Raw genomic sequence first — 22,554 nt, 5'->3', positions numbered from 1 at the left:
TGTCGAACATGACTGACGGGGGACGCAGAGCTCCCGCAACTTTCCGTGATCGCTCGTTGTGGAGTTACTGATGACCACCGCCCAATACCCGCACCTGCTGGCCCCGCTGGACCTGGGATTCACCACGCTGCGCAACCGCACCCTGATGGGCTCGATGCACACCGGCCTGGAAGAAAAGCCGGGTGGCTTCGAGCGCATGGCGGCGTACTTCGCCGAACGCGCCCGTGGCGGTGTCGGGCTGATGGTCACCGGCGGTATCGGCCCGAATGACGAAGGCGGCGTGTATTCCGGTGCGGCCAAGCTCACCACTGAAGAAGAGGCGCTCAAGCACCGCATCGTCACTCGCGCGGTGCACGAGGCGGGCGGCAAGATCTGCATGCAGATCCTCCACGCCGGCCGTTATGCCTACAGCCCGAAACAGGTAGCGCCGAGTGCGATTCAGGCGCCGATCAACCCGTTCAAGCCCAAAGAGCTGGACGAAGAGGGCATCGAAAAGCAGATCAGCGATTTCGTCACCTGCTCGGTATTGGCGCAAACCGCCGAATACGACGGCGTGGAGATCATGGGGTCGGAAGGTTATTTCATTAACCAGTTCCTCGCCGCCCACACCAACCACCGTACCGACCGCTGGGGCGGCAGTTACGAAAACCGCATGCGCCTGCCGGTGGAAATTGTCCGCCGCGTGCGCGAAGCGGTCGGGCCGAATTTCATTATCATCTTCCGCCTGTCGATGCTCGATCTGGTCGAAGGCGGCAGCACTTGGGACGAAATCGTCACGCTGGCCAAGGCCATCGAACAGGCTGGCGCGACCATCATCAACACCGGTATCGGCTGGCACGAAGCGCGGATCCCGACCATCGCCACCAAAGTTCCGCGTGCAGCGTTCAGCAAGGTCACGGCCAAGTTGCGCGGCTCGGTGAGTATTCCGCTGATCACCACCAACCGCATCAATACCCCGGAAATTGCCGAGCAGATTCTTGCCGAAGGCGATGCCGACATGGTCTCCATGGCCCGACCATTCCTCGCCGACCCAGACTTCGTCAACAAGGCCGCCGCAGGCCGCGCCGACGAAATCAACACCTGCATCGGCTGCAACCAGGCCTGCCTCGACCACACCTTTGGCGGCAAGCTCACCAGTTGCCTGGTCAACCCGCGCGCCTGCCACGAGACCGAACTCAATTACCTGCCAGTGCAGCAGATCAAGAAAATCGCCGTGGTCGGTGCCGGTCCCGCCGGCTTGTCCGCCGCCACCGTCGCCGCCGAGCGCGGTCATCAGGTGACGCTGTTCGATTCCGCCAGCGAGATCGGTGGCCAGTTCAATATCGCCAAGCGCGTACCGGGCAAGGAAGAGTTTTTCGAAACCCTGCGCTACTTCAACCGCAAGCTGCAAACGACGAATGTCGAGGTGTGCCTGAACACCCGTGTCGACGTGGCGAAACTGGTTGAAGGCGGTTACGACGAGATCATTCTCGCCACCGGTATCGCCCCGCGCGTGCCGGCGATTCCCGGCGTCGAGAATGCCAAGGTGCTGAGTTATCTGGACGTGATCCTCGAGCGCAAGCCGGTTGGCAAGCGTGTCGCGGTGATCGGTGCGGGTGGTATCGGTTTTGACGTGTCGGAATTCCTCGTCCATCAAGGCGTGGCCACCAGTCTGGATCGCGCGGCGTTCTGGAAAGAGTGGGGCATCGACACGCAGCTTGAAGCGCGGGGTGGGGTGGCGGGAATCAAAGCCGCACCGCATGCGCCGGCCCGTGAGGTGTTCCTGTTGCAGCGCAAGAAAACCAAGGTCGGCGACGGCCTTGGCAAAACCACCGGCTGGATTCACCGCACCGGTCTGAAGAACAAACAGGTGCAGATGCTCAACAGCGTCGAATACCTGAGCATCGATGACCAGGGCTTGCACATTCGCATCGGCGAAGCCGGCGAGCCGCAACTGCTGGCGGTGGACAACATCGTGATTTGCGCCGGGCAGGATCCGCTGCGTGAGTTGCACGATGGCTTGGTCGAAGCCGGGCAGAACGTGCACTTGATCGGCGGCGCGGATGTCGCTGCGGAGCTCGATGCCAAGCGCGCGATCAATCAGGGTTCGCGCCTCGCGGCCGAGTTGTAAACACATTCTGTAGGCGCTGGCGCAGGCTGCGATCTGTTGATCCTGATTTCAACAGCAAGATCAAAAGATCGCAGCCTGCGGCAGCTCCTACTAGTATGGGGTCTTTTCCAGATTGCACAGCGCCCATGCTTTTGCCTCCCCCCGACTGGCTACCCCGAGCCCCTCTCGAACCGCTCCGTCTTGACTGGCTGGCAACCGCCGGCATTGAAGTGGCGATCCTGCGCCTCGACCAGATCGATTCGCTGATCAGCGGCAACAAGTGGTTCAAACTCGTCGAACATCTCAACACCGCTGAGCGCGCCGGCGCCGAGGGCCTTATCAGTCTCGGTGGTGCGCATTCCAATCATCTGCATGCGCTGGCGGCGGCGGGCAAGCGGCTGGGGTTCAGAACCGTGGGGCTGTTACGCGGGCATCCGCAGGACACGCCGACGGTGCAGGATTTGCACGCGTTCGGCATGCAGTTGCACTGGCTGGGTTATGCCGGCTATCGCGCGCGGCACGAAACGGGATTCTGGACGCCGTGGCTGGCGCAATATCCGACGTTGCATGCGGTGCCCGAGGGCGGTGGTGGACTCGCCGGTGCACTGGGTTGCGTAGCAATCACACAGCAAGTCGATGAGCAATTGGTGAACTTGGGCTGGGATGAATTCGACGCCTGGTGGCTGGCCTGCGGCACCGGCACGACCCTGGCCGGTCTGGCGCTGGCGGATAGTGGCAAGCGCTCACTGTATGGCGCACTGGCAGTGCCGGATGATCACGGCGTAGCGCCGAACGTCGAGTCGATTCTGGCGCAAGCCATCGGGCCCGTGGCGAGCTATCAGTTGATCGACGCCAGCCGGGGTGGCTTCGCCAAGGTTGACCAGACGTTGCTGACCTTCATCGAACAGACCGAGCGAACCAGCGGCATCCCATTGGAACCGCTGTACACCGGCAAAGCCTTGCTGGCGCTCAAGCAGCATGTTGAAGCGGGCGAATTCGCCAGAGGTACGCGGCTCGTCGTTGTGCATACCGGCGGCCTGCAAGGACGCAGAGTTTTCGACATGCATCCTGCGGGTCACTGAAGTCTTGTGGCGAGGAAGCTTGCTGAAGATCGGCGGCGCAGCCGTCGTCAGCCCTCACCGCGCGATTATTCTGGCTTACAGCACGCTCAGGTTCTGGAGCTGCTGCACAGCCCAGCGGGAGCAAGCTGCCTCGCCACGAAGCTCAGCCGCGCTTGGGCATCATTCGCAGCAGGGTGTTATCGCGCACCACGTAATGATGATAAATACCCGCCAGCGCGTGCAGACCGATTAGCCAATAGCCGATCGTGGCGATCAGCACATGCCAGCCTTCGACTTGCTTGGCGAACGCCTTGTCTTCACCGACCAATAGCGGCAAATCGAAACCGTAGAACATGACCTGATGGCCCTCGGCACTGGTGATCAGCCAGCCCAATATCGGCATGCTGATCATGAACACGTACAACGCCCAGTGCATCAAGCGCGCTACCACGGTTTGCCAGGCGGGCGACGCGGGGAAGATTTTCGGCGCAGGGCCGAGGCTGCGCGCGAGCAGGCGAAACCAAACCAATACAAATACGGTCAGGCCCAGCAGATAGTGCATTTCGCGAATCAGCGTGCGACCGCCGCTGCCCTTGGGAAAGAAACCACGCAGTTCCATGCTGGCGTAAACCAGCGCCAACAGCACCAGCATCAGCCAGTGCAGCAGAACCGAAACAGTGCTGTAACGCGATTCTGAGCTTGTCCACGGCATAAGATTTTCCTCGGGATCTGAATGCGATCAGCCGTCGTCACGGCACTGGTTTCACTGTAAACCTGCCGGGATGTTTTTGCCCGGAGTGTGTGATGTTTTTTGCAACGGGGGGAAGTGCGCTCTGTCTGGTTTTGATTTGATTGCCGTTTGGAAGTCAGTATTGGGTGTTGTTAAGTTTTGCGTAACTTTATGTTGTTTATATCTTGTGTTCTGTTTTGGTTTGAATAGTTTGTATTGGGTGCTTATTGTCTGGTCGGGTCTTTAATTGGTTGTTAAAGATTAAACGTATATTTTTATTTGAGTATGAATATGAAACCTCCGAGCCCGAAGCCTCGTCCGTCTATCACCACAACAAAGCCAGTAATTCCCGCCAAACCGGTCGTGCCACCAAGGCCAGTAGCCCCGACCAAACCGGCTGTGCCGCCGAGGCCAGTTGCCCCGACCAAACCGGCCGTGCCGCCGAAGCCAGTGGCCCCAGCCAAACCGGCCGTGCCGCCGAAGCCAGTGGCCCCAGCCAAACCGGTCGTGCCGCCGAGGCCAGTGGCCCCAGCCAAACCGGTCGTGCCGCCGAGGCCAGTGGCCCCGACCAAACCGGCCGTGCCGCCCAAACCAGTGACGCCGACCGACCCGGTCAAATCGACCTCGCCAATCGAATCCAAGCGGCCGCCAATGCCATGGCCGACGATCAACTTCAATATCGATCCAGTGGCGTTGATCGCATTGATCCAGGCTGCTGGAGCGACAGCCAATGCCGACGGTTCGACTACATTGCCCGACGGTAGTCTGATTGATGCGGATAAAACCTCGATCAAGCGTCCTGACGGAATTATTCAGCATGACGATGGCAGGGTGGAACATCCAAACGGGCTGATTGTCTGGCCGGACAATATCATTCAATATCCCGATGGACGCATTGTCTGGGAAGACGGTACCGAGCAATTACCAGATGGCAGCACCAAATATCCGGATGGTCTGGCTTATGATGCGCAAGGTAATATTGTCAGCGAGTAAGTTTCAATGCCGTGATTAGTACTTCTGATAAGCAAAAGCAAAAAAACACCGCTGATAACTATCGAACAGCGGTGTTTTTTAATGAGGCTCAGGCGTTTTGCGGCATTTCACCGTTGGCCAGACGCTTGTTAATGTCAGCGATCACTTCTGGCAAATCACTGATGGTGTCGATCATGTAATGCGGGCGCGAACTTTCAAACAGCGCATGGATGCGCTTGCGTTCAGTGGCCAGTTCATCGCTGCCGAGTGCGCGGAAACCTTCATAGTCCAGACCCAGAGCGTTGCCCGAGCAAATCAGCGCAACCGTCCACATGCCGGCACGGCGACCTTCCAAAATGCCCGGCACGGTGTCGTCGATTTTCACGCACGCTGCAACATCGTCGATGCCCAGGGCGATCACGTTGGCCAACGCTTGTGCCGGCCATGGGCGACCGTTTGGCACTTCATCGGTGGCGACTACGTGATCGGCGACGTAGCCGTTGCTGGCGGCCAGTTCGACGACTTTGTCCATGACCGCTTTCGGATAGCCGGAGCAGGAACCGATCTTGATGCCTTGCGCGCGCAGTTGGGCGATGGCGTCCAGCGCGCCGGGAATCAGTGCCGAGTGTTCGGCGATTTTCTCGATCTGCAACGGCATGAAGCGGTTGTAGATAGCGGTGACGTCATCGTCGGTCGGCGTCCGGCCGAACACATTGCGATAACGATCGGCAACCTGCGGTTGATCACAGAGGGTGCGGATGTGGTCCCACTTGCCCATGCCCATCGGCCCACGGGCTTCTTCGATCGATACCTGCACGTCGAATTCGGCGAAGGCCTCGACAAAAATCTGCGTCGGCGCAAACGAGCCGAAATCGACCACGGTGCCGGCCCAGTCGAGGATCGCGGCTTGCAGCTTGTCTGGATTGGTGTAGTTCATGGCAATCAATTCCTGATTTGAAAATGAGATCAAAATGTGGGAGCGAGCCTGCTCGCGAAAGCGGTCTGACATCAGCCTATGTGTCGCCTGGGACGACGCTTTCGCGAGCGGGCTCGCTCCCACAGGAGATTTGTGGTGGGGCTTAAATGTCGAGCACTTCCATTTCGCGCAGCACTTCACCCACTGCTGCCACGGCCTGGCGCATTTCGTCCGGGGTTACGTGGCCGATGCAGCCGACGCGGAAGGTTTCGACCTGGGTCAGTTTGCCGGGGTAGAGGATGTAACCCTTGGCCTTGACCCGCTCATAGAAGTCCTTGAACTGGTAACGCGGATCCTGCGGGGCATGGAAAGTGGCGATGATCGGCGCCTGAATCGCCGCCGGCAGGAAGCTGCGCAAGCCGAGCTTGTTCATCTCTTCCATCAGTGCCTGACAGTTCGCCGCATACCGCGCATGCCGCGCCGGCAGACCGCCTTCTTCGCTGTATTGCAGTAATGCTTCGTGCAGCGCCGCGACCACATGCGTGGGCGGGGTGAAGCGCCATTGCCCGGTTTTCATCATGTAGGCGTGCTGGTCGTACAGGTCCATCGCCAGCGAGTGCGAGTTACCGGCAGCGGCGGCCAGAGATTCTTTGCGGGCGAAGACAAAACCCATCCCCGGTACACCTTCCAGGCATTTACCGGAGGCGGCGATCAGCGCGTCGAACGGCACTTTTTGCGCGTCTACCGGCAATGCGCCGAAAGAGCTCATGGCGTCGATGATCAGACGTTTGCCGTGTTGCGCCACGACCTCGGCGATTTCCGCCAGCGGATTGAGAATGCCGGTGCTGGTTTCGCAGTGGATCAGCGCCACGTGGGTGATGTCTGCGTCGGCGCGCAGCAAACGGTCGACGTCAGCGGCGGTGGTCGGTTCGTCTTCGGCGGTTTCGAAGGTGCTGAACGAGCGCCCAAGCACTTCGCAGATCTTCGCCAGCCGTTTGCCGTAAGCGCCGTTGATCAGCACGAGAATTTTGCCATCACGGGGTACCAACGTGCCGATGGCCGCTTCGACAGCGAACGTGCCGCTGCCCTGTAACGGTACGCAATGGTGGCTGGCGGCGCCGTTAAGGATGGCCAGCAATTGCTCGCACAGGCTGGCGGTCAGCTGGTTGAAGCGGTCATCCCACGAACCCCAGTCGACCATCATGGCCTGACGGGTGCGGGCCGAAGTGGTCAACGGGCCGGGAGTGAGCAGAATCGGTGCGGCGGTACTCATTCGTGTGTCCTCGCGAAAACGCTGTGGGATGAAGCTACGGGGCCTACGTTGCAATTCGCCGCTACATCAATCAAATTGTTTGTTGTTATGCCAGTCATCAGTGAGGGTTATTCATGAACCTGTTTCAGCTGCGCGCCTTCGACGCCGTGGCCCGCGAAGGCAGCTTCACCCGCGCGGCTGCACGGTTGTTCATCAGCCAGCCGGCGGTCACCGGACACATCAAGGCGCTGGAGGAGCACTACCAGATCACCTTGCTGCGGCGCACCGCGCGACGGGTGGAGCTGACCGAGGAAGGCACCAAACTGGCGGCGATCACTCGCGCCATGTTCGGCCTAGCGGAAGAGGCGCAGACGCTGCTCGAGGCCAATCGACAGTTGTTGACCGGGCGTCTGGAGGTGGCGGCGGATGGGCCACACATGGTCATGCCGATGCTGGCGAGCCTGCGTGCGCGCTATCCGGGCATCACGGTGAACCTGCGTCTGGGCAATGCCCAGGAAACCCTGGCGGCGCTGTTGTCGGAACACGCCGATGTGGCGGTGCTGACCGAGGTCGAGCCGCGCAAGGGCCTGCATCTGCAAGCGCTGAGCGAATCGCGGATCTGCGCGCTGGTGCCGGCGGGGCATCGCTGGGCGGATCGCTCAGGCGAAGTAAAACTCAAGGAGCTGGATCAAGTGATCATGGTTCTGCGCGAGCCGAGTTCGATTACCCGGCGCACTTTTGATCAAGCGTGTGCGCAGGCCTCGATTCAGCCGCGCGTGTTGCTGGAGCTGGACAGTCGCGAGGCGGTGACCGAAGCGGTTGCGGCCGAGTTGGGTGTCGGTGTGGTGTCATCGGTGGAGGTCAGTCATGACCCGCGCGTGGTGGCGATCCCGATTGCCGGGGAAGGGCTGGTGAACCGGCACATGATTGGCTGCATGGAGCGCCGGCGCGAGTTGCGCTTGATTCAGGCGTTTTTTGATCTGGCTCCTGTCTGAACACCGAGGCGACTCCTTCGCGAGCAGGCTCCCTCTTGCACTACAGAGCGCGGTCCCATGTGGGAGCGAGCCTACTCGCGAAGGGGCCAATACTGTTTACACAAGGCTCTCGCGAACCATATCAAGAAACGTCGCCACTACTCGCCGCGAACTCTGTTCGCGCAAGCACACCAGGGTCTCGGTCAGGCGCCTCTGGCAGTCGGTGATCGGCAACGCGCAGACCCGTGAGTCAGCGCCGAACTCAGCCGCTGAAACCACGCCAACGCCAATCCCCACCACCACGGCCTCGCGCGCCGCTTCCCGACCTTCAACCTGAATCGCCGGACGAATGCGCAAGCCCGCTCGGGACATTTCCTCTTCCAGCGTCTGCCGGGTCACTGAACCGATCTCACGCAGCACCAGTGGCGTGTCATCCAGATCGGCCAGACAGATCGATTCGCGCTCGGCCCACGGATGATTGCGCGAAACGAACGCCACCATCGGATCGTTGCGCAACGGCACGCACAGCAAGCGTTCATCAGTGACATCGCGACCAAGCAACGCCAGATCGGCCTGATAGTTGAACAGGCGAAATAGCGATTCATCGGTGTTGCCGGTCTCGATTTTCACGCTGATGCCTGGATAGCGCTCGCAGAACCGTGCGATCTGCGGCAACACGTGGATCGGCGCGTCCACCGCGAGAATCAGGCTGCCGGTCTGCAGGGCCTGGGATTCCTGCAGCAATTCCTGCGCTTCGGCTTCGATCACGAACAGGCGCTGAGTGATCGACAGCAGACGCTCGCCCAGGTCGGTCAGGCGTACGGAACGTTTATTGCGGTGAAACAGCAATACACCGAAGCGTTCTTCGAGTTTGCGTACTTGGTCGGAAATCGCCGGTTGCGTCAGATAAAGCCGCTCGGCGGCGCGGGTGAAGCTGCCATGGACGGCCACAGCGTGAAACGCTTTGAGTTGGGCGTGAGAGACGGACATGGTGGCTCCAGTAACAAGCTCAGCTTATGTGTGAAATACGATAAATCGATTTTATTTATTAAACAGTAATTGCTTTGATCGGCTCACGCCATCGCTGACTGCTCGGTCGAGCAGCGGCGCCGGCCCATGAGCCTGTGCGTGCAACAGCAGACTCATCTGACCGTTATCGCCGAAGGGAAGGGGCGGTATCGCAGTGCTCAACAATAAAAAACACAGGCGTTTTTCTTAACGATTCTGCCGGCACACTCACACCCTGAGGTCAGAACCACCATGAACAAGCACATCGGCACCCTGGCGCGTTGGCGCGTGCAGATCTTCGCCATTACCTGGCTCGCGTACGCCGCGTTTTACTTCACCCGCAAAGCCTTTTCGGTAGCCAAACTGGGCATCGCCGAAGACCCTGATTTCACCCTCGACAAAATGGCCATGGCCAACCTCGACGCGATCTATCTGGCGGCGTATGCCCTCGGTCAGTTCACCTGGGGGATGCTCGCCGATCGCTTCGGTCCGCGAGTCGTGGTGCTTGGCGGTTTGCTGATATCCGCCGCTGCGGCGCTGGTGATGGGCAGTTTCGCTACCTTGCCGATTTTCGCCACGTGCATGTTGATTCAAGGTTTGGCGCAGTCCACTGGCTGGTCGGGGCTGTGTAAAAACCTCGGCAGTTTTTTCCCCGCAGCGCAGCGCGGGCGGGTGCTCGGCTTGTGGAGTTCCTGCTACGCGTTTGGTGGTCTGGTCGCCTCGCCGTTCGCCGGCTGGTGGGCCTATACGCTGGTCGGCACCTGGCACGCGGCGTTCATTTCCAGCGCGGCGGTGGTCGCGGTGGTCGCCGTGCTGTTCTTTATCTTCCAGCGCAACACACCGGAAGACGTCGGCTTGCCGGCGGTGGAGCCCGAGCCGGAACTGACCGTCGAAGAAACCGAAGCCAACAGCAAACTCAGCGTGTGGGAGCCACTGAAGGAGATCCTGCGCAACCGTACGGTGCTGGTGCTGGGCCTGGCGTATTTCCTGCTGAAACCGGCGCGCTACGCGATCCTGTTGTGGGGGCCGGTGATTGTTTTCGAACAGATGCCCAGTGTCGGCAAGGTCGGCGCGGCGATCATTCCCACCGCGTTTGAACTGGCCGGATTGCTCGGGCCGATCATGATCGGCCTGGCCTCGGACAAACTCTTCGGCGCCCGACGCATGCCGGCCTGCGTGCTGAGCCTGTTGGCGCTGACCGTGACGTTGGCGTTGTTCATGGCTGTGCTGAACACCGGCAGCGTGTTGTTGGTCGTCGCGCTGCTGTTCGTCATGGGCCTGACGTTGTACGGCCCGGACTCGATGATCAGCGGTGCGGCCGCCATCGATTTCGGCAAGGCCAAGGCCGGCGCCACTGCCGCCGGTTTCGTCAACGGCTGCGGCTCGGTTGGCGCGGTGCTCGGCGGTTTGCTCCCGGGCTACTTCGACTCGGTGACGGTGTTCATCGTCTTCGCCGGATGCGCGCTGTTCTCGGCGCTGGTGCTGATTCCGCACTGGAACAGTCGGCCGGTCGGCGTGATGGAGCCGCGTGCGGCGATCCCCAACTGCGCGCTGAGCGTCAAACCGTTGCGTTCCTGAAACCCCTCGCCCCGTGGCCTGCTGCGCGGTGCGCGGCAGGTTGCGTCGTGGCTTTCTGACTGGAGATTTCCCATGCGACCGTTCTGGCTCGAGCAGGCCTTGCAGGCCGACCTATCCGAACAGTGTCCACCGCTGCAAGGCGAGGTGCGCACGGATGTGTGCATTGTTGGCGGCGGCTACACCGGACTGTGGACGGCGATCATGCTCAAGCAGCAAAACCCCGAGCTGGAGGTGCTGCTGATCGAGGCGGACATCTGCGGTGCCGGTGCCAGTGGCCGCAACGGCGGCTGTGCATTGTCATGGTCGGCAAAATATTTCACCCTGGAACGCTTGTTCGGCGTCGACGAGGCGGTGCGTCTGGTCAAGGAATCCGAGCGCAGCATCCATGCGATCGGCGAGTTCTGCGAGCATTATGGCGTCGATGCCGATTACCGCCTCGACGGCACGCTGTACACCGCGACCAATCGCGCTCAGGTCGGCGCAACTGACGCGGTGATCGCGGCGCTGGAGCGTAACGGCATCAACTCGTTCAGCCAGCGACCGCTCGCCGATGTGCAGCGCATGGCTGGCTCAGCAAAACACCTGGAGGGCTGGTTTTCCCCGGCGGCTGCCAGCGTGCAACCGGGCAAACTGGTGCGCGGTCTGCGCCGGGTGGCGCTGCAATTGGGCGTGAAAATCCATGAAGGCACGGCGATGACCGGGCTGGAAGAGGGCCGCCCGGCACGCATTCACACACCGAGCGGCAAGGTCATCGCCGACCGAGTGGTACTTGCGATGAACGCGTGGATGGCCCGCGCGTTTCCTCAGTTCGAACGCAGTGTGGCGATTGTTTCCAGTGACATGCTGATCACCGAGCCGCGCCCGGACCTGCTGCAGCAAATCGGTTTGACCAGCGGCGTCACCGTCCTCGATTCGCGGATCTTCGTGCACTACTACCACAACACCCCGGACGGCCGGATCATGCTCGGCAAGGGCGGCAACACCTTCGCCTATGGCGGGCGGATGCTGCCGGTGTTCGATCAGCCGTCGCCATATGCCGGATTGCTCAAGCGCAGTCTCGCCGATTTCTTCCCGGCGTTTGCCGAGGTCAAAATCGACGCGACGTGGAACGGCCCGTCGGATCGTTCGGTGACCGGTTTACCTTTTTTCGGCCGGATGAGCGGGGCGGGCAATGTGTTTTACGGCTTCGGTTATTCCGGCAGCGGCGTCGGCCCTTGTCACATGGGCGGGCAGATTCTCGCCGCGCTGGTGCAAGGCCTGGATAACCCGTGGACCCGTTCGCCGCTGGTCAACGGGCCGCTGGGTTATTTCCCGCCGGAACCGATTCGCTACCTCGGCTCGTTGATGGTGCGCAACGCCATCCGCCGCAAGGAGCGCGCCGAAGATCACGGGCGCCGGCCTCGGCATCTGGACGTGCGCCTGGCCAAGTTCGCGGCGGCGGCGGGCAAGGCGGACAAAGGCTGAGGCGCCGATCAATGTTCGGCGCGGTGGCTCAGCCAGTCGAGCAACAGGCTGTCGCGGGCGGGTTCTGATTCGCGCTCCGGCGGCTGGCGTGCGTGGCTGAGGCACAGGATCGGTCGGTCCGGATCGCTGTCGAGGAAACTCACCCACACTTCACTGCCAGCGCGCGGTAATTGATCGACGGAGACGGGGCCGCTGAGCCGGTTCATGGCGATTGGCAGCCAGAGAGCGTCACTGTCGTTGCCGTACTGATTTTCAGTGGGCCACAAGATCACGGCGAGGCAGCCGTTTTCATCTACTTGCGCTGGCTGCCCCGGCGCACCCGCTACCCGCGCCAGGTGGTAACCGGCCACATTCGGACGCGGCTGTTTGAGTGCTGGGCGAAAGTCGCTCGACCAGGGCTGTGCAGTGAAATCGTTGTGATAGCGATGAACAGTTGCGGCCGGGTCAAGAATCGAAGGGTGCTGCCCGTGGTGGCGCACGGCGCTGATCAGCCATTGTTCGTTGAAATAATGGATCGGGTGCTCGGTCACCAACAGCAATCGGCCACTGAGCACCTCGCTGCAATCGCTGCGCCCGTGAATGGAGCGCAACTGGCAGCGTTGGCGTTGCAGATGACGCCGGCTGCGCTGTTCGGCGTGCAGACGTTCCAGCGATCGCGCGGGCATCGGCAACTCGGTCGAGACTTCGTTGGCTGCTTCGGCATTGCCGGTTGGCTGACCGCGATTGCGCACTGCGTGCAGCATTGGCACCGGCGCCGCGCGATGCTGTTGATAGAGCGCGCTGACGCACGGCGATGGTGGTTGCTCATCGACATTGAAGGGAATTTCGATCGGTTCCTGGGGCAGGCTCAGGCTGTCGTCGGCGAACACTACGACGTGTCCGTCCGGCCCATGTTCGAAGTGATAGTGGATGCCTTCTTCTTCGCATAGCCGCTGCACCAGTGCCAGGTCGCTTTCTTCGTACTGAATGCAAAACGCCCGCGCCGGGTAATGGCCCACGGTCATTTCAATACGGTAGCCATGCGCTGGCAGGGCATGTTCTTCGAGCAGTTGCTGGATGATCTGCGGCACACTCAGATGGGTAATCACGCGTCGTTTATGCGTTTTCGCCAGTTGTTGCAGATGCGGCACCAGGGTCAGTCGATAGCCTACCCGGTGCGTGCCGCGATGTTCGCAGCTGGCGCTGGAAATGACGCCGTGGAAACCGTGCTGTTCACTCAGCCGCAGAAAGGCCGGCCTGTGCAAAAAGGAGCCAGGGGCGATGGCCGGGGCGAGGCCGAGCAGTTCGATGTCGAAACGGTAGGGCTGGTTCAACGCTTCCTCGCCGCGAAAACGCACGACCGGCAGGCGCAATTCGCTGTCGGTCAGAGTAAGGGTGAACGGACTTTCCTTGTCATTGAGCATTCGAGCAGGCCCTGTCAGGCGATACGGGGTTTCAAGGGTACGAAACCGTCAGGCTGAATGGTCATGTCAAAGGCGCTTTTCAGAATCCCCCTACATGCTTTGGTGAAGATGTCGATTCCGCCGGCTGTTTTTTTGGGTGATTGCCGACTATAGGCCGTATAAACTTGCCGCCACGCGTCGGCCAATAGATGTCTCGGCGCCACAGATCAAGAGAGTGAGTAATGGGCGCACAGTGGAAGGTTAAACACAAAGAAGCGGCAGCCAACGCCAAAGGGAAGATCTTCGGCAAACTGGTGAAGGAAATCACCATTGCTGCACGCAACGGTGCCGATACCGCCACCAACGCACACCTGCGTCTGGTGGTCGAGCAGGCGAAGAAAGCCTCGATGCCAAAAGAAACCCTCGATCGCGCGATCAAGAAAGGCGCCGGTCTGCTGGGTGAAACCGTGCAATACCATCGCGTAACCTACGAAGGCTTTGCCCCGCATCAGGTGCCGCTGATCGTTGAATGCGTCACCGACAACATCAACCGCACCGTCGCGGAAATCCGCGTGGCCTTCCGCAAGGGCCAGTTGGGCGCTTCCGGCTCGGTGGCGTGGATGTTCAACCACGTCGGCATGATCGAAGCTTCGCCGGACACCCCGGACGCCGATCCGGAGATGGCGGCGATCGAAGCCGGTGCTCAGGATTTCGAACCGGGTGAAGAGGGCGCGACGCTGTTTCTCACCGACCCGACTGACCTCGACGCGGTGCAGAAAGCTCTGCCCGAGCAGGGTTTCACCGTGTTGTCGGCGAAACTCGGCTACCAGCCGAAGAACCCGGTCAGCGGCTTGAGCGACGAGCAAATGGCTGAAGTCGAAGCGTTCCTCGAAGGTCTCGACAACCATGATGACGTGCAGGACATGTTTGTCGGTCTGGCTGGCTGATCAGTTGCGTCAGTAAGGCCCTCTTCGCGAGCGGGCTCGCTCCCACATTTGCAATGCAGTCCAATGTGGGAGCGAGCCTGCTGGCGAATGACCGTGCAGCGGTCACAGATTCTCCAGCACCTCGATGACTTCACTGAACCCCGGCCGTCCCAGCACATCGGCCTGACAGCAACGTCGTTCCAGCGCCTGCAGTTGCGCGCGCCGCTCCGTGCTCAATCCTGAGTCGACACGCTCCAGCAATTCCCCTAACAACACACCGAACGCACGGACTTCCAGGCGCTGCAGTGCGCGCGTCTGCAGATCATCGCGGGTGGCATGAAATGAGGCCGCGCCGAAATCCCCGAGCAGACAATCGCCGCGATCGTTCAACAGAATGTTGTGGCCATAGAGATCGCCATGGGTGATGCCTTGGCGGTGCAGGTGCTCGGCCGCTGAGGCGATGCCTTTAGCGACGCGCAGGGCAACCTCCGCTGTGAACCGGCAGTCCTCGGCATAAACATCCCGCGAGCAGGAGTCCAGGCTCGGCAAGCCGGCGAGATTGCCAAAGCTCGGATCAATCAGTTGCATCACCAGACCCTGCTGTTGATCGGGGTGGCCGCTGATGCGCCCTTCGACGCGGATCAGGTTGGGGTGCAAACCGGCGGTGATGCAGGCGTTCATCTCGTGCAACGGCGAGCCGTCGCTGGTCATTTCGCCTTTGTACAGCTTCACCGCAACCGCTTGCGCCGTGCCATCGTCACGCTGCCAGACCGCCCGGGAAATCACCCCGGAAGCGCCTTCGCCCAGTTGCTGTTCCAGGCGCAGCGTCGACCAGTCGATCAGCGGCGTGGCCTCAAGGGCAGCGGCATCGGCTTCGGTTTCCAGCGGATTGCCGGCGTAGGCCAGCCAGGTCAGGCTCGGCAAGGTCAGCAGCCACTGCGGCAGCTCGTTGAGCTGGTTGGCGGCGATGCGGAGCAATTCCAATCGATGACAATCGCGCAGAGATTCTGGCAGCGAGCGCAGGCGATTACCGGCGAGCATGAGCTTCTGCAAAGCGGGGCGCTCACCCAGTTCCTTCGGCAGGTTCTCAATGCGGTTATCGGTGAGGATCAGCCAGCGCAGATGCGGCGGCAGGGCGGCACCGGGCACATTGACGAGGCGGTTGGCCTTGAAGCCGACCATCGTCAGCGCAGTGCACTGGCCGAGGCACGCCGGCAGTTCGGTGAACTGGTTGTCGGAGCAGAACAGCACGCGCAGGCGGGTCAGGCGATGCAGGTCAGCGGGCAGGCTGGATAACGCATTACCGCTGAGGTTGAGCACTTCCAGCGTGGCGGCCAGTTGGAAAATTTCGCGGGGGAATTCGGTCAGCCCGCAGGACAGGTCGAGGCGGGTAATGCCCGACAACTCGCCGGCGCGCAATTGAGCAAGGGTGTGCATGTTTTGATTCGCCATTGATCGGTGAAGCGACGCGAGGGGCGCTGAGGATGGGCGCCATGATAGCGGTAAAGCAATCTCTGGTTTATCTGGTATTGAAGTTGGCCCGTGACCTTGTGGGAGCGAGCCTGCTCGCGAAAGCGGTATGTCAGTCAGAATTTATGTAACTGATACACCGCTTTCGCGAGCAGGCTCGCTCCCACAGGGTTCAGGGTCTCAGTTGGGTTCGTGGATTTCCTGCAATTGCCCCAACCGGCTGCGCGTGCGTGCCAGGTCTATGGCGTGACCTTCCAGGCTCTGGCCGAGCGGCAACTGGCCGAGCAGGGTCAGGTGCTTGTCCTGGTCGTAAAGCACGTCGATCAGATTGATGAAGCGCTGTTGCACGGCGATCGGACACTCGCCGAGCTGTGGCAGGTCATCGATGATCCACTGGTCGAAGCGCTGGCACAGCTGCAGATAATCCATCACCGCCGTCGGCTGTTCACACAAGTCGTTGAAGGTGAACGCGACTCTTCGGCCCTCGCATAAACGCGCCTGCAACTGACGTTTGCCAACCTCAAGGGCCAGGGCCGGCGCGTCGGCTGCTGGCAGGTTCAGGGTCTGGCGTTGAGCCGATGTCGCCGGCCACACGTAATGTCCTTGGGTGAAAACTTGATGCGTGTGTTGATGGTTCAGCGTGCGGTAGTCGTGGGCGCCGCCGACTTCCATCACCTGCATGCGCGTGTTGATCAGCTCGATCACCGGTTTGAAGCGTGCGTGATACAGCGGGTTGGGCAGCAGGCCCTCGGGTGCATAGTTGGAGGTCACCAGCAGCATGATCCGCCGTTTGAACAGGGCCTTGAACAAACGCGTGATCAGCATCGCGTCGCCGATGTCATGCACGTGAAACTCGTCGAAACACAGTACCTGGCAATCTTCCAGCCACTCATCCAGGGTGATTTCCAGCGCGTCTTCCTGCTGGCGATGACGGAACATGCCGTCGTGCAACCGAGCGAAGAACTGATGGAAATGCAGGCGCCGTTTACGCGTGATCGGCAGCGCCTGGAAGAACCCGTCGAGCAACCAGCTCTTACCGCGCCCGACGGCGCCGTACAGGTACAGACTCGGCGGCGTGTGGCCGCTGTCGCCGAGCAGCACGCTGGCTTGCTGCGCCATGCAGTCGATGACTTGCTGCTGACTGCGGCTTAGGGTGTAGCCCTGGCTTTTGGCCTTGTCGCGGAAATAATCGCGGATGGTCGCGGCATGAGCATCGTGCCCGGCGCTGGCGGGCAGGCCTTGGCCGAACAGGCGACGCAAAATCGGCCAGCGTTGGCTCAGTCGTGATCGTTTCGGCGTTCGGGCGGGCACGCGGGACAGGCTCCTGGTTGATGGGGGGCTCCAACGGGAGCGCGGTGGCCCAAGTGTAACCAGAGCTCAGGGGCTGGCTCCATGAAATATGTGCACGGTTCACCTGTAGGAGCTGACGAGTGCAACGAGGCTGCGATCTTTTGATCTTGGGTTGTCGCCAACAGATCGCAGCCTCGTTGCACTCGTCAGCTCCTACAAGGGGCGGATTTCAAAACGCTGGTGATTGCTTGAGCAACTGCGCTGCCGGCGAGTCGGTCGGGCTGACCACCGCATAGTTGTACCCCGGCCCTGACCAATAATCGGCCTGCAGATCGCCATCGCTGCGCGAACCGCGCGGCAACAGGGTGTTTTTCGGCCCCGGCGGACGCAGGTAGAAACTGACCTTGTGGCCGCTGCCGTCCTCGTACATCACCATCGCCGCCGCGCCTTCATCGGTGCTGAGCAAACGCCCGCTGACCGGCTCGAATCCGGCAGCTTTCAAGTCCGGCAAGCGCCTGGCGTCGCTGAAGTAACGGTCGAGCCAACGCTGCATGTCGCCATCGCTTTCGACCTTGTAATCGGCGGGCAGCACGCCTTGCTGGGCGATCAGGCGATAGGCTTGCAACGCGTCAGTCATCGGCAATGGCGCAGGGCGCGCCAGGGTCATTTCCCGGGCCTGCCAGCCACTGAAACCGCCGATGCTCACGGCAATGAGCAACACCGCCGCGCTGGCCAGGTGGCGACGGGACTGCTGGCGGCGGCGCTGGCGAATCATCATCGGGTCGAGCGCCGGATTGGCCGGTTGCTGCAACGCGCCACTCAGCGCCGCGCGCAACTGCTGGGCGTCGCGTTGCCAGGCGCGCACCTGCGCCGCTTCTTCAGGGTGGCTGGTCAGCCAGGTCTCGAGGACGCGCCGGTCGGCGTCGCTGAGCTGGTGGTCGACATAGGCGTGCAAATCACGTTCGCTGGGAGGCAGGCTGATCATTTGAGTATCCGCAAGGAAGGGCTGCTGATTTCGCCGTCGCTGAGTTGGCGCAAGGCCTGGCGGGCGCGGGACAGGCGCGACATCACGGTGCCGATCGGGGCGCCGAGGATCTCGGCGACCTCTTTATAGGACAGACCTTCCACCGAGACCATCAGCAGCAAAGCGCGCTGTTCGGTGGGCAGGCGTTCGAAGGCTTGCAGGGTCGACTGGGCGATTACCGTGCGTTCCACTGAGGGTTCGGCATCGTCGCGGCCGGTGAAAAATTCCAGCATCCGCGCATAGCGCCGCGAGCGACGGTGCGCATCGAGAAATTGCCGATAGAGGATCGCAAACAGCCACGCGCGCAAGTCGCCTTCGGCACGTTTTTCGCCCCACGCTGACAGTGCCCGCTCGAGGCTGGCCTGGACCAGATCGTCGGCGCTGCTGCTGTTGCGCGTCAACGACACGGCGAAGCGGCGCAATCTGGGAATGATTTCTCTCAACTGTTCGTCGAATTCGCTCATGAATTTCTGCTGGTCGCTACGCTGTGGACTAGGAAGACGCCCGTCAGTGCAGGTTATTCCCCGTGCGCCAAAATAAATACCGCGCCGTGGAATAAACCCGGACGGGGTGCGTCTTGCTGACTCTTTCCACTTGTGGCCGATGGCCTGGAGATATTCATGGTTGATCGCTCGTCCCCCAACGCTGCACCGCCCGGCAGGCCGCCGCGCCAGCCACTGAGCGCCGCGAGCCTGGTTTTACGACTGGGCGGCATTGCCGTGATCGTCGCCGCTGTGGCCGGGGCGTTTGCCTACGTGCATGGCAACCTTGACCCACAACGACTGACGCCAAAGGCGCTGGTCGATGTGCTGGAGAAGAACAACGGCGTGCATCCCGGCTTTCGTCGCAATCACGCCAAAGGAGTCTGCGTGATCGGCCATTTCGAAAGCAGCGGCGAGGCGCGGGCATTCTCTACTGCACAAGTGTTCAACCTGCCGCAGACGCCGGTGGTGGGGCGTTTCGCCTTGCCGGCCGGCAATCCCTATGCGCCGGACAGCGCCGTGCCGATCCGCAGTCTGGCACTGCGTTTCACTCAGGCTGACGGGCAGCAATGGCGCACCGGGATGAACAGCATGCCGGTGTTTCCGGTGGGCACGCCCGAGGCGTTCTACCAATTGCAGCAGGCGCAGTCGCCGGATCCAGCCACCGGCAAGCCCGACCCGACGAAGGTGCCGGCGTTCTTCGCTGCACATCCAGAAGCCGTGCCGTTTTTGACTTGGGTGAAGACCGCCAAACCTTCGGCCAGCTACGCCACTGAAACCTATAACAGCATCAATGCGTTCTATCTGGTCGATGGCAACGGCAAGAAACAGGCCGTGCGCTGGAGCATGACGCCATTGGCCCAGGACGCGGCAGGCGCCGCCGCTCCTGAAGGCGCCGATTTTCTCGAGAAGGATCTGGTGCAACGCCTGGCCGCCGCACCTTTGCGCTTCCAGTTGAACATCACCTTGGCCAACGCTGGCGACCCGGTAAACGATGCCAGCAAGACCTGGCCCGCAGATCGCAAAGTGCTGAACGCCGGGACTCTGGTGCTGGAGAAAACCCAGCCGCAGCTCAGCGGTGAATGCCGTGACATCAACTACGACCCGCTGGTGCTCCCGGCCGGGATTCAAGGCTCGGAAGATCCACTGCTTGCCGCGCGTTCTGCCGGCTATGCCGATTCGTACCTGCGTCGCACCAGCGAAGTCAGCCAGTTGCCCGCCGCCAAACAGGAGGCTCGCCCATGAGCAAGCAACCGACTCATTTCGTTTTGCTGGCACGCCTGCTGCACTGGCTGATGGCGTTGATGATCATCGCCATGCTGTTTATCGGTGCGGGCATGGTCACGTCGGTGTCGTCTCGCCATGAATGGCTCATACATCTGCACAAGCCACTGGGCATCGCGATCCTGGCGCTGGTGATCGTGCGTCTGTTGGTGCGCTTCACCACGCGTCAGCCACCGTTGCCGGATGATCTGCCGGGCTGGCAGGTGCTGGCAGCCAAGGCTTCTCACGTCTTGTTGTACGCGTTGATGCTGGTATTGCCGTTGCTCGGCTGGGCGATGATCAGTGCCTCGGGCGAACCGGTGATGCTTTCGGCGTCGCTGCATCTGCCGCCAATTGTGCCGGCCGATCCGCAACTGTTTGCGCTGCTGCGCAAGGCGCATGGCTATCTGGCGTATCTGCTGTTTCTGACGGTGCTGCTGCACCTGGCGGCGGCGCTGTTCCATGGCTGGGTGCGTCGTGACGAAGTGCTCGACAGCATGTTGCGCGGGCGCGATCGCGGCTGACCGGTTAAAGCAAAAGATCGCAGGCCGGCTGCGATCTTTTGTTGTTACAGGGGAGGGAGTCAGCGCAAGGTGTCGACCATGTCGGCGAGCGTGGTCAGCACGTCTTTGCCCAATTGCTTCGAACGTTTGCCCGACCAGCCGGTGAGCTTGTCCGGGTGGTCGTCGTGGTCCTTGAACGGCATCTCCAGGGTCAGCGACAGGCAGTCGAATTTCTGCCCAACGCTGTTGCAGGCCAGTGTCATATTGGCCTGGCCCGGTTCGTCGCGGGTGTAACCGTAGGTGGTCTGGAAGTCTTTGGTGGTGTGCTTGAGGTGGCTGCGGAAATGCTCTTCAAGCTTTTCGATACGCGCAGTGAAGCCCGGGTTGCCTTCACAGCCGGCCGTGAAGACGTGGGGGATTTCCTCGTCGCCGTGTACGTCGATAAACGCATCGACGCCATACTTTTCCATCTGCTGCTGGACGAAAAGCACTTCGGGGCTGATGTTCTGACTGGCGTTCTGCCAGGCGCGATTCAAGTCCTGGCCCATGGCGTTGGTGCGCAGGTGGCCGTGGAAGGCACCGTCCGGATTCATGTTCGGTACCAGATACAGATCGGCGCTCGCCAGCAGTTTGTTCAGAATCGGGTCGTCATGGCGTTCCAGACGCTCGATCACGCCTTCCATGAACCATTCAGCCATGTGCTCGCCCGGGTGCTGCTGGGCAATGATCCAGACTTTGCGCTGGCCTTCGGCACCGCTGCCTTTGCGCAGCAATTGGATGTCACGGCCTTCGACACTTTTGCCGGTCGCCAGCAATTGGGTGCCAGCCTTGCTCAGCGCCTGCTCGATCAACCAATCGTGACGGCCGCGGCTGTAAGGTTCGAAGTAGGCGAACCAGGCATGGGTCTGTTCGGCTTCGAGGCAGAAGCGCAGGCTGTCGCCTTCGAAGCTGGTAGGGACGCGGAACCAGTTGACGTGGTCGTAGGAAGCGACTGCCTGATAACCGGTCCAGGCTTTGTTGTAGGAGGACTGGCTGGCATTGACCAGGCGAAACCAGTGTTCCTGATGTACGTGCAGGCCGCTGGCCTTGAAGTGGAACCACTGAAAATGAGCGCTGCGGGTGTCCGGGCGGATGGCCAGGACGGGATTGAGCGGGTTGCTGATGTCGATGACTTGGATGTTGCCGCTGTCGAAATTGGCGCTGATGTCGAACGAAGATTTGGCCACGGTCATAGTCGCTTCCTGAGCAGGATTTTTATGACCGGTACTTTACACGCAGGCAATGCTGAAACCGAGGGGAATTGCGGGTGTAGCGGGGGGCGTCCTCCGTGACGCGCCAGCAGCTTAGAGGCTATGCGATTGATTCTCAAGTGCTGATTGCCATTAGTTTTGCCCAATGTGGCCGGGCTCGGCTTGCCAATCAATATTCTTTTGATATTATCCGCGCCATCGAATTTGCAGCACCCAAAGACTTCATTAGCCTGAAGACACAAGCCCGAAAAACGGGCAAAAAAAGACCCGGCAAAAAGCCGGGTCAAAAACCGTGATTAGCCTGATGAGGAGATAGTCCAGAAGACCGACCTAAGGTCTCTGGTCCATCGACTGATCTCGCGACCAGCTGCTTGCAATAATAATCATTATCATTTGCAAGTCAAACGTTTTTATCTGCGCGATGGGAAAATTCTTTCCTGTCCGCCCGTACCTTGTCCGCCGTGACTTCGTCGTTGTCGATCGAATGGTCGACCATCGCCCGCGCCATATCCACCATGTGCACCACCGAAAAGGCCAGATCGCGACTGGTGCCTTGCAGGTTTTCTGCCGCCTTGAACGCGGTGGCGGCTGCACATCGCAACAAGTCCGAGGCGTGCACCAGTGCTTCCTCGCCACTGAGATGGTTTTTGACATCGAAGAACCGTTCGTCCGTTTCGGATTTCGAAACAGTCGGTTTCAAGTAGTAGTCCAACGCGCGCTGTGCGGCGGCGTTACCTTGGGGCGAGGTGAAGCTGGTGTCGATTTGCAGATCGGGCAGGTCTTTGCTGCTGATGTTCATCATGAGAAGGCACTCCATGTTCATTTGAAAGTCCGTTTCCCTAGGATAGTACCGCCTGTATTTGTGACGAGAATTTAAATACTACAATATGTGTTTTGCCGGTCGAAGACGTCCGCGTAAG

At 60.8% G+C, this 22,554-nt stretch carries 22 protein-coding genes; 10 read left to right on the top strand and 12 right to left on the bottom strand.

The annotated features are described in order from the left end of the window. The first annotated feature begins 70 nt into the window (after positions 1 to 70). Both AB4N53_RS09925 and AB4N53_RS09920 read left to right on the top strand, forming a co-directional pair. Entirely contained in the window at positions 71 to 2,110 is a 2,040-nt protein-coding gene (locus AB4N53_RS09925; protein WP_460120174.1) for a 2,4-dienoyl-CoA reductase FMN-binding domain-containing protein, read from the top strand. A 125-nt stretch (positions 2,111 to 2,235) separates the two neighbouring features. After that, positions 2,236 to 3,171: a 1-aminocyclopropane-1-carboxylate deaminase/D-cysteine desulfhydrase gene (locus tag AB4N53_RS09920; protein WP_460120172.1), complete on the top strand. Its 936-nt coding sequence runs from the start codon at positions 2,236 to 2,238 to the stop codon at positions 3,169 to 3,171. 142 nt (positions 3,172 to 3,313) lie between these two features. On the opposite strand, the gene AB4N53_RS09915 is transcribed toward AB4N53_RS09920, so the two are convergent. Together AB4N53_RS09915 and AB4N53_RS09910 are read right to left on the bottom strand one after the other, a co-directional pair. Next, the gene (locus AB4N53_RS09915; RefSeq protein WP_434766049.1) at positions 3,314 to 3,862 is read right to left on the bottom strand and encodes a cytochrome b; all 549 of its coding nucleotides are present in this window, start codon (positions 3,860 to 3,862) and stop codon (positions 3,314 to 3,316) included. Positions 3,863 to 4,155: 293 nt separating this feature from the next. Further along, positions 4,156 to 4,557 carry a hypothetical protein gene (locus AB4N53_RS09910; RefSeq protein WP_460120169.1) on the bottom strand — a complete coding sequence of 134 codons (402 nt, stop codon included), beginning with the start codon at positions 4,555 to 4,557 and terminating at the stop codon, positions 4,156 to 4,158. On the opposite strand from AB4N53_RS09910, the gene AB4N53_RS09905 reads away from it, so the two are divergent. Next, positions 4,532 to 4,873 carry a hypothetical protein gene (locus tag AB4N53_RS09905; RefSeq protein WP_460120167.1) on the top strand — a complete coding sequence of 114 codons (342 nt, stop codon included), beginning with the start codon at positions 4,532 to 4,534 and terminating at the stop codon, positions 4,871 to 4,873. The two genes, AB4N53_RS09910 and AB4N53_RS09905, sit on opposite strands and share 26 nt — an antisense overlap. 88 nt (positions 4,874 to 4,961) lie before the next feature. On the opposite strand, the gene phnX is transcribed toward AB4N53_RS09905, so the two are convergent. Together phnX and AB4N53_RS09895 are read right to left on the bottom strand one after the other, a co-directional pair. Beyond that, the gene (gene phnX / locus AB4N53_RS09900) at positions 4,962 to 5,789 is read right to left on the bottom strand and encodes a phosphonoacetaldehyde hydrolase (protein ID WP_460120165.1); all 828 of its coding nucleotides are present in this window, start codon (positions 5,787 to 5,789) and stop codon (positions 4,962 to 4,964) included. Between the two features lie 142 nt (positions 5,790 to 5,931). Continuing rightward, entirely contained in the window at positions 5,932 to 7,041 is a 1,110-nt protein-coding gene (locus AB4N53_RS09895) for a 2-aminoethylphosphonate--pyruvate transaminase (protein ID WP_024013452.1), read from the bottom strand. Positions 7,042 to 7,154: 113 nt separating this feature from the next. Between AB4N53_RS09895 and AB4N53_RS09890 the strand changes: the two genes are divergently transcribed. After that, positions 7,155 to 8,015: a LysR substrate-binding domain-containing protein gene (locus AB4N53_RS09890; RefSeq protein ID WP_460120163.1), complete on the top strand. Its 861-nt coding sequence runs from the start codon at positions 7,155 to 7,157 to the stop codon at positions 8,013 to 8,015. Positions 8,016 to 8,111: 96 nt separating this feature from the next. On the opposite strand, the gene AB4N53_RS09885 is transcribed toward AB4N53_RS09890, so the two are convergent. Next, positions 8,112 to 8,984 carry a LysR family transcriptional regulator gene (locus AB4N53_RS09885; RefSeq protein ID WP_460120161.1) on the bottom strand — a complete coding sequence of 291 codons (873 nt, stop codon included), beginning with the start codon at positions 8,982 to 8,984 and terminating at the stop codon, positions 8,112 to 8,114. Positions 8,985 to 9,254: 270 nt separating this feature from the next. Here AB4N53_RS09885 and AB4N53_RS09880 point away from each other — a divergent pair, with 270 nt between their 5' ends. Both AB4N53_RS09880 and AB4N53_RS09875 read left to right on the top strand, forming a co-directional pair. Beyond that, positions 9,255 to 10,580 carry an MFS transporter gene (locus tag AB4N53_RS09880; RefSeq protein ID WP_460120159.1) on the top strand — a complete coding sequence of 442 codons (1,326 nt, stop codon included), beginning with the start codon at positions 9,255 to 9,257 and terminating at the stop codon, positions 10,578 to 10,580. 72 nt (positions 10,581 to 10,652) lie between these two features. Further along, positions 10,653 to 12,044 carry an FAD-dependent oxidoreductase gene (locus AB4N53_RS09875; protein WP_460120157.1) on the top strand — a complete coding sequence of 464 codons (1,392 nt, stop codon included), beginning with the start codon at positions 10,653 to 10,655 and terminating at the stop codon, positions 12,042 to 12,044. 8 nt (positions 12,045 to 12,052) lie between these two features. On the opposite strand, the gene AB4N53_RS09870 is transcribed toward AB4N53_RS09875, so the two are convergent. Beyond that, positions 12,053 to 13,447 carry a type VI secretion system Vgr family protein gene (locus AB4N53_RS09870; RefSeq protein ID WP_460120155.1) on the bottom strand — a complete coding sequence of 465 codons (1,395 nt, stop codon included), beginning with the start codon at positions 13,445 to 13,447 and terminating at the stop codon, positions 12,053 to 12,055. 221 nt (positions 13,448 to 13,668) lie between these two features. On the opposite strand from AB4N53_RS09870, the gene AB4N53_RS09865 reads away from it, so the two are divergent. Beyond that, on the top strand, positions 13,669 to 14,373 hold the full coding sequence (locus AB4N53_RS09865; protein WP_039763362.1) for a YebC/PmpR family DNA-binding transcriptional regulator: 705 nt from the start codon (positions 13,669 to 13,671) through the stop codon (positions 14,371 to 14,373). 102 nt (positions 14,374 to 14,475) lie between these two features. Here AB4N53_RS09865 and AB4N53_RS09860 read toward each other — a convergent pair whose 3' ends face one another. From AB4N53_RS09860 to AB4N53_RS09845, 4 genes are all read right to left on the bottom strand, one after another. After that, a complete protein-coding gene (locus AB4N53_RS09860; protein WP_460120153.1) occupies positions 14,476 to 15,789 on the bottom strand; it encodes a protein kinase in 1,314 nt (437 codons plus the stop codon). Positions 15,790 to 16,002: 213 nt separating this feature from the next. Then, positions 16,003 to 17,133, bottom strand: coding sequence for a cell division protein ZapE (gene zapE, locus AB4N53_RS09855; RefSeq protein WP_460120151.1), 1,131 nt, complete (start codon positions 17,131 to 17,133; stop codon positions 16,003 to 16,005). Positions 17,134 to 17,341: 208 nt separating this feature from the next. Beyond that, entirely contained in the window at positions 17,342 to 18,097 is a 756-nt protein-coding gene (locus tag AB4N53_RS09850) for an anti-sigma factor family protein (RefSeq protein WP_460120149.1), read from the bottom strand. Then, entirely contained in the window at positions 18,094 to 18,600 is a 507-nt protein-coding gene (locus AB4N53_RS09845; protein WP_016775320.1) for an RNA polymerase sigma factor, read from the bottom strand. Before AB4N53_RS09845 ends, AB4N53_RS09850 begins: the two co-directional genes overlap by 4 nt. Positions 18,601 to 18,756: 156 nt before the next feature. Here AB4N53_RS09845 and AB4N53_RS09840 point away from each other — a divergent pair, with 156 nt between their 5' ends. Further along, positions 18,757 to 19,863, top strand: coding sequence for a catalase family peroxidase (locus AB4N53_RS09840; protein ID WP_460120146.1), 1,107 nt, complete (start codon positions 18,757 to 18,759; stop codon positions 19,861 to 19,863). Then, the gene (locus AB4N53_RS09835; protein WP_460120144.1) at positions 19,860 to 20,405 is read left to right on the top strand and encodes a cytochrome b; all 546 of its coding nucleotides are present in this window, start codon (positions 19,860 to 19,862) and stop codon (positions 20,403 to 20,405) included. The genes AB4N53_RS09840 and AB4N53_RS09835 overlap by 4 nt, the downstream gene beginning before the upstream one ends. Positions 20,406 to 20,464: 59 nt before the next feature. Here AB4N53_RS09835 and AB4N53_RS09830 read toward each other — a convergent pair whose 3' ends face one another. Continuing rightward, complete coding sequence (locus AB4N53_RS09830) at positions 20,465 to 21,616, bottom strand: M14 family metallopeptidase (RefSeq protein ID WP_460120142.1); 1,152 nt, start codon at positions 21,614 to 21,616, stop codon at positions 20,465 to 20,467. Positions 21,617 to 21,711: 95 nt separating this feature from the next. On the opposite strand from AB4N53_RS09830, the gene AB4N53_RS09825 reads away from it, so the two are divergent. Beyond that, positions 21,712 to 21,930: a hypothetical protein gene (locus tag AB4N53_RS09825; protein WP_125927390.1), complete on the top strand. Its 219-nt coding sequence runs from the start codon at positions 21,712 to 21,714 to the stop codon at positions 21,928 to 21,930. Between the two features lie 104 nt (positions 21,931 to 22,034). Here the strand turns inward: AB4N53_RS09825 and AB4N53_RS09820 are convergent, their stop codons facing one another. Beyond that, positions 22,035 to 22,433 (bottom strand): DUF6124 family protein, encoded by a 399-nt coding sequence (locus AB4N53_RS09820; protein WP_460125404.1) that lies wholly within the window; start codon positions 22,431 to 22,433, stop codon positions 22,035 to 22,037. Positions 22,434 to 22,554: the final 121 nt, after the last annotated feature.

Source organism: Pseudomonas sp. H3_E04, from assembly GCF_054668915.1.
This window is presented reverse-complemented; position numbering and strand designations above follow the sequence as displayed.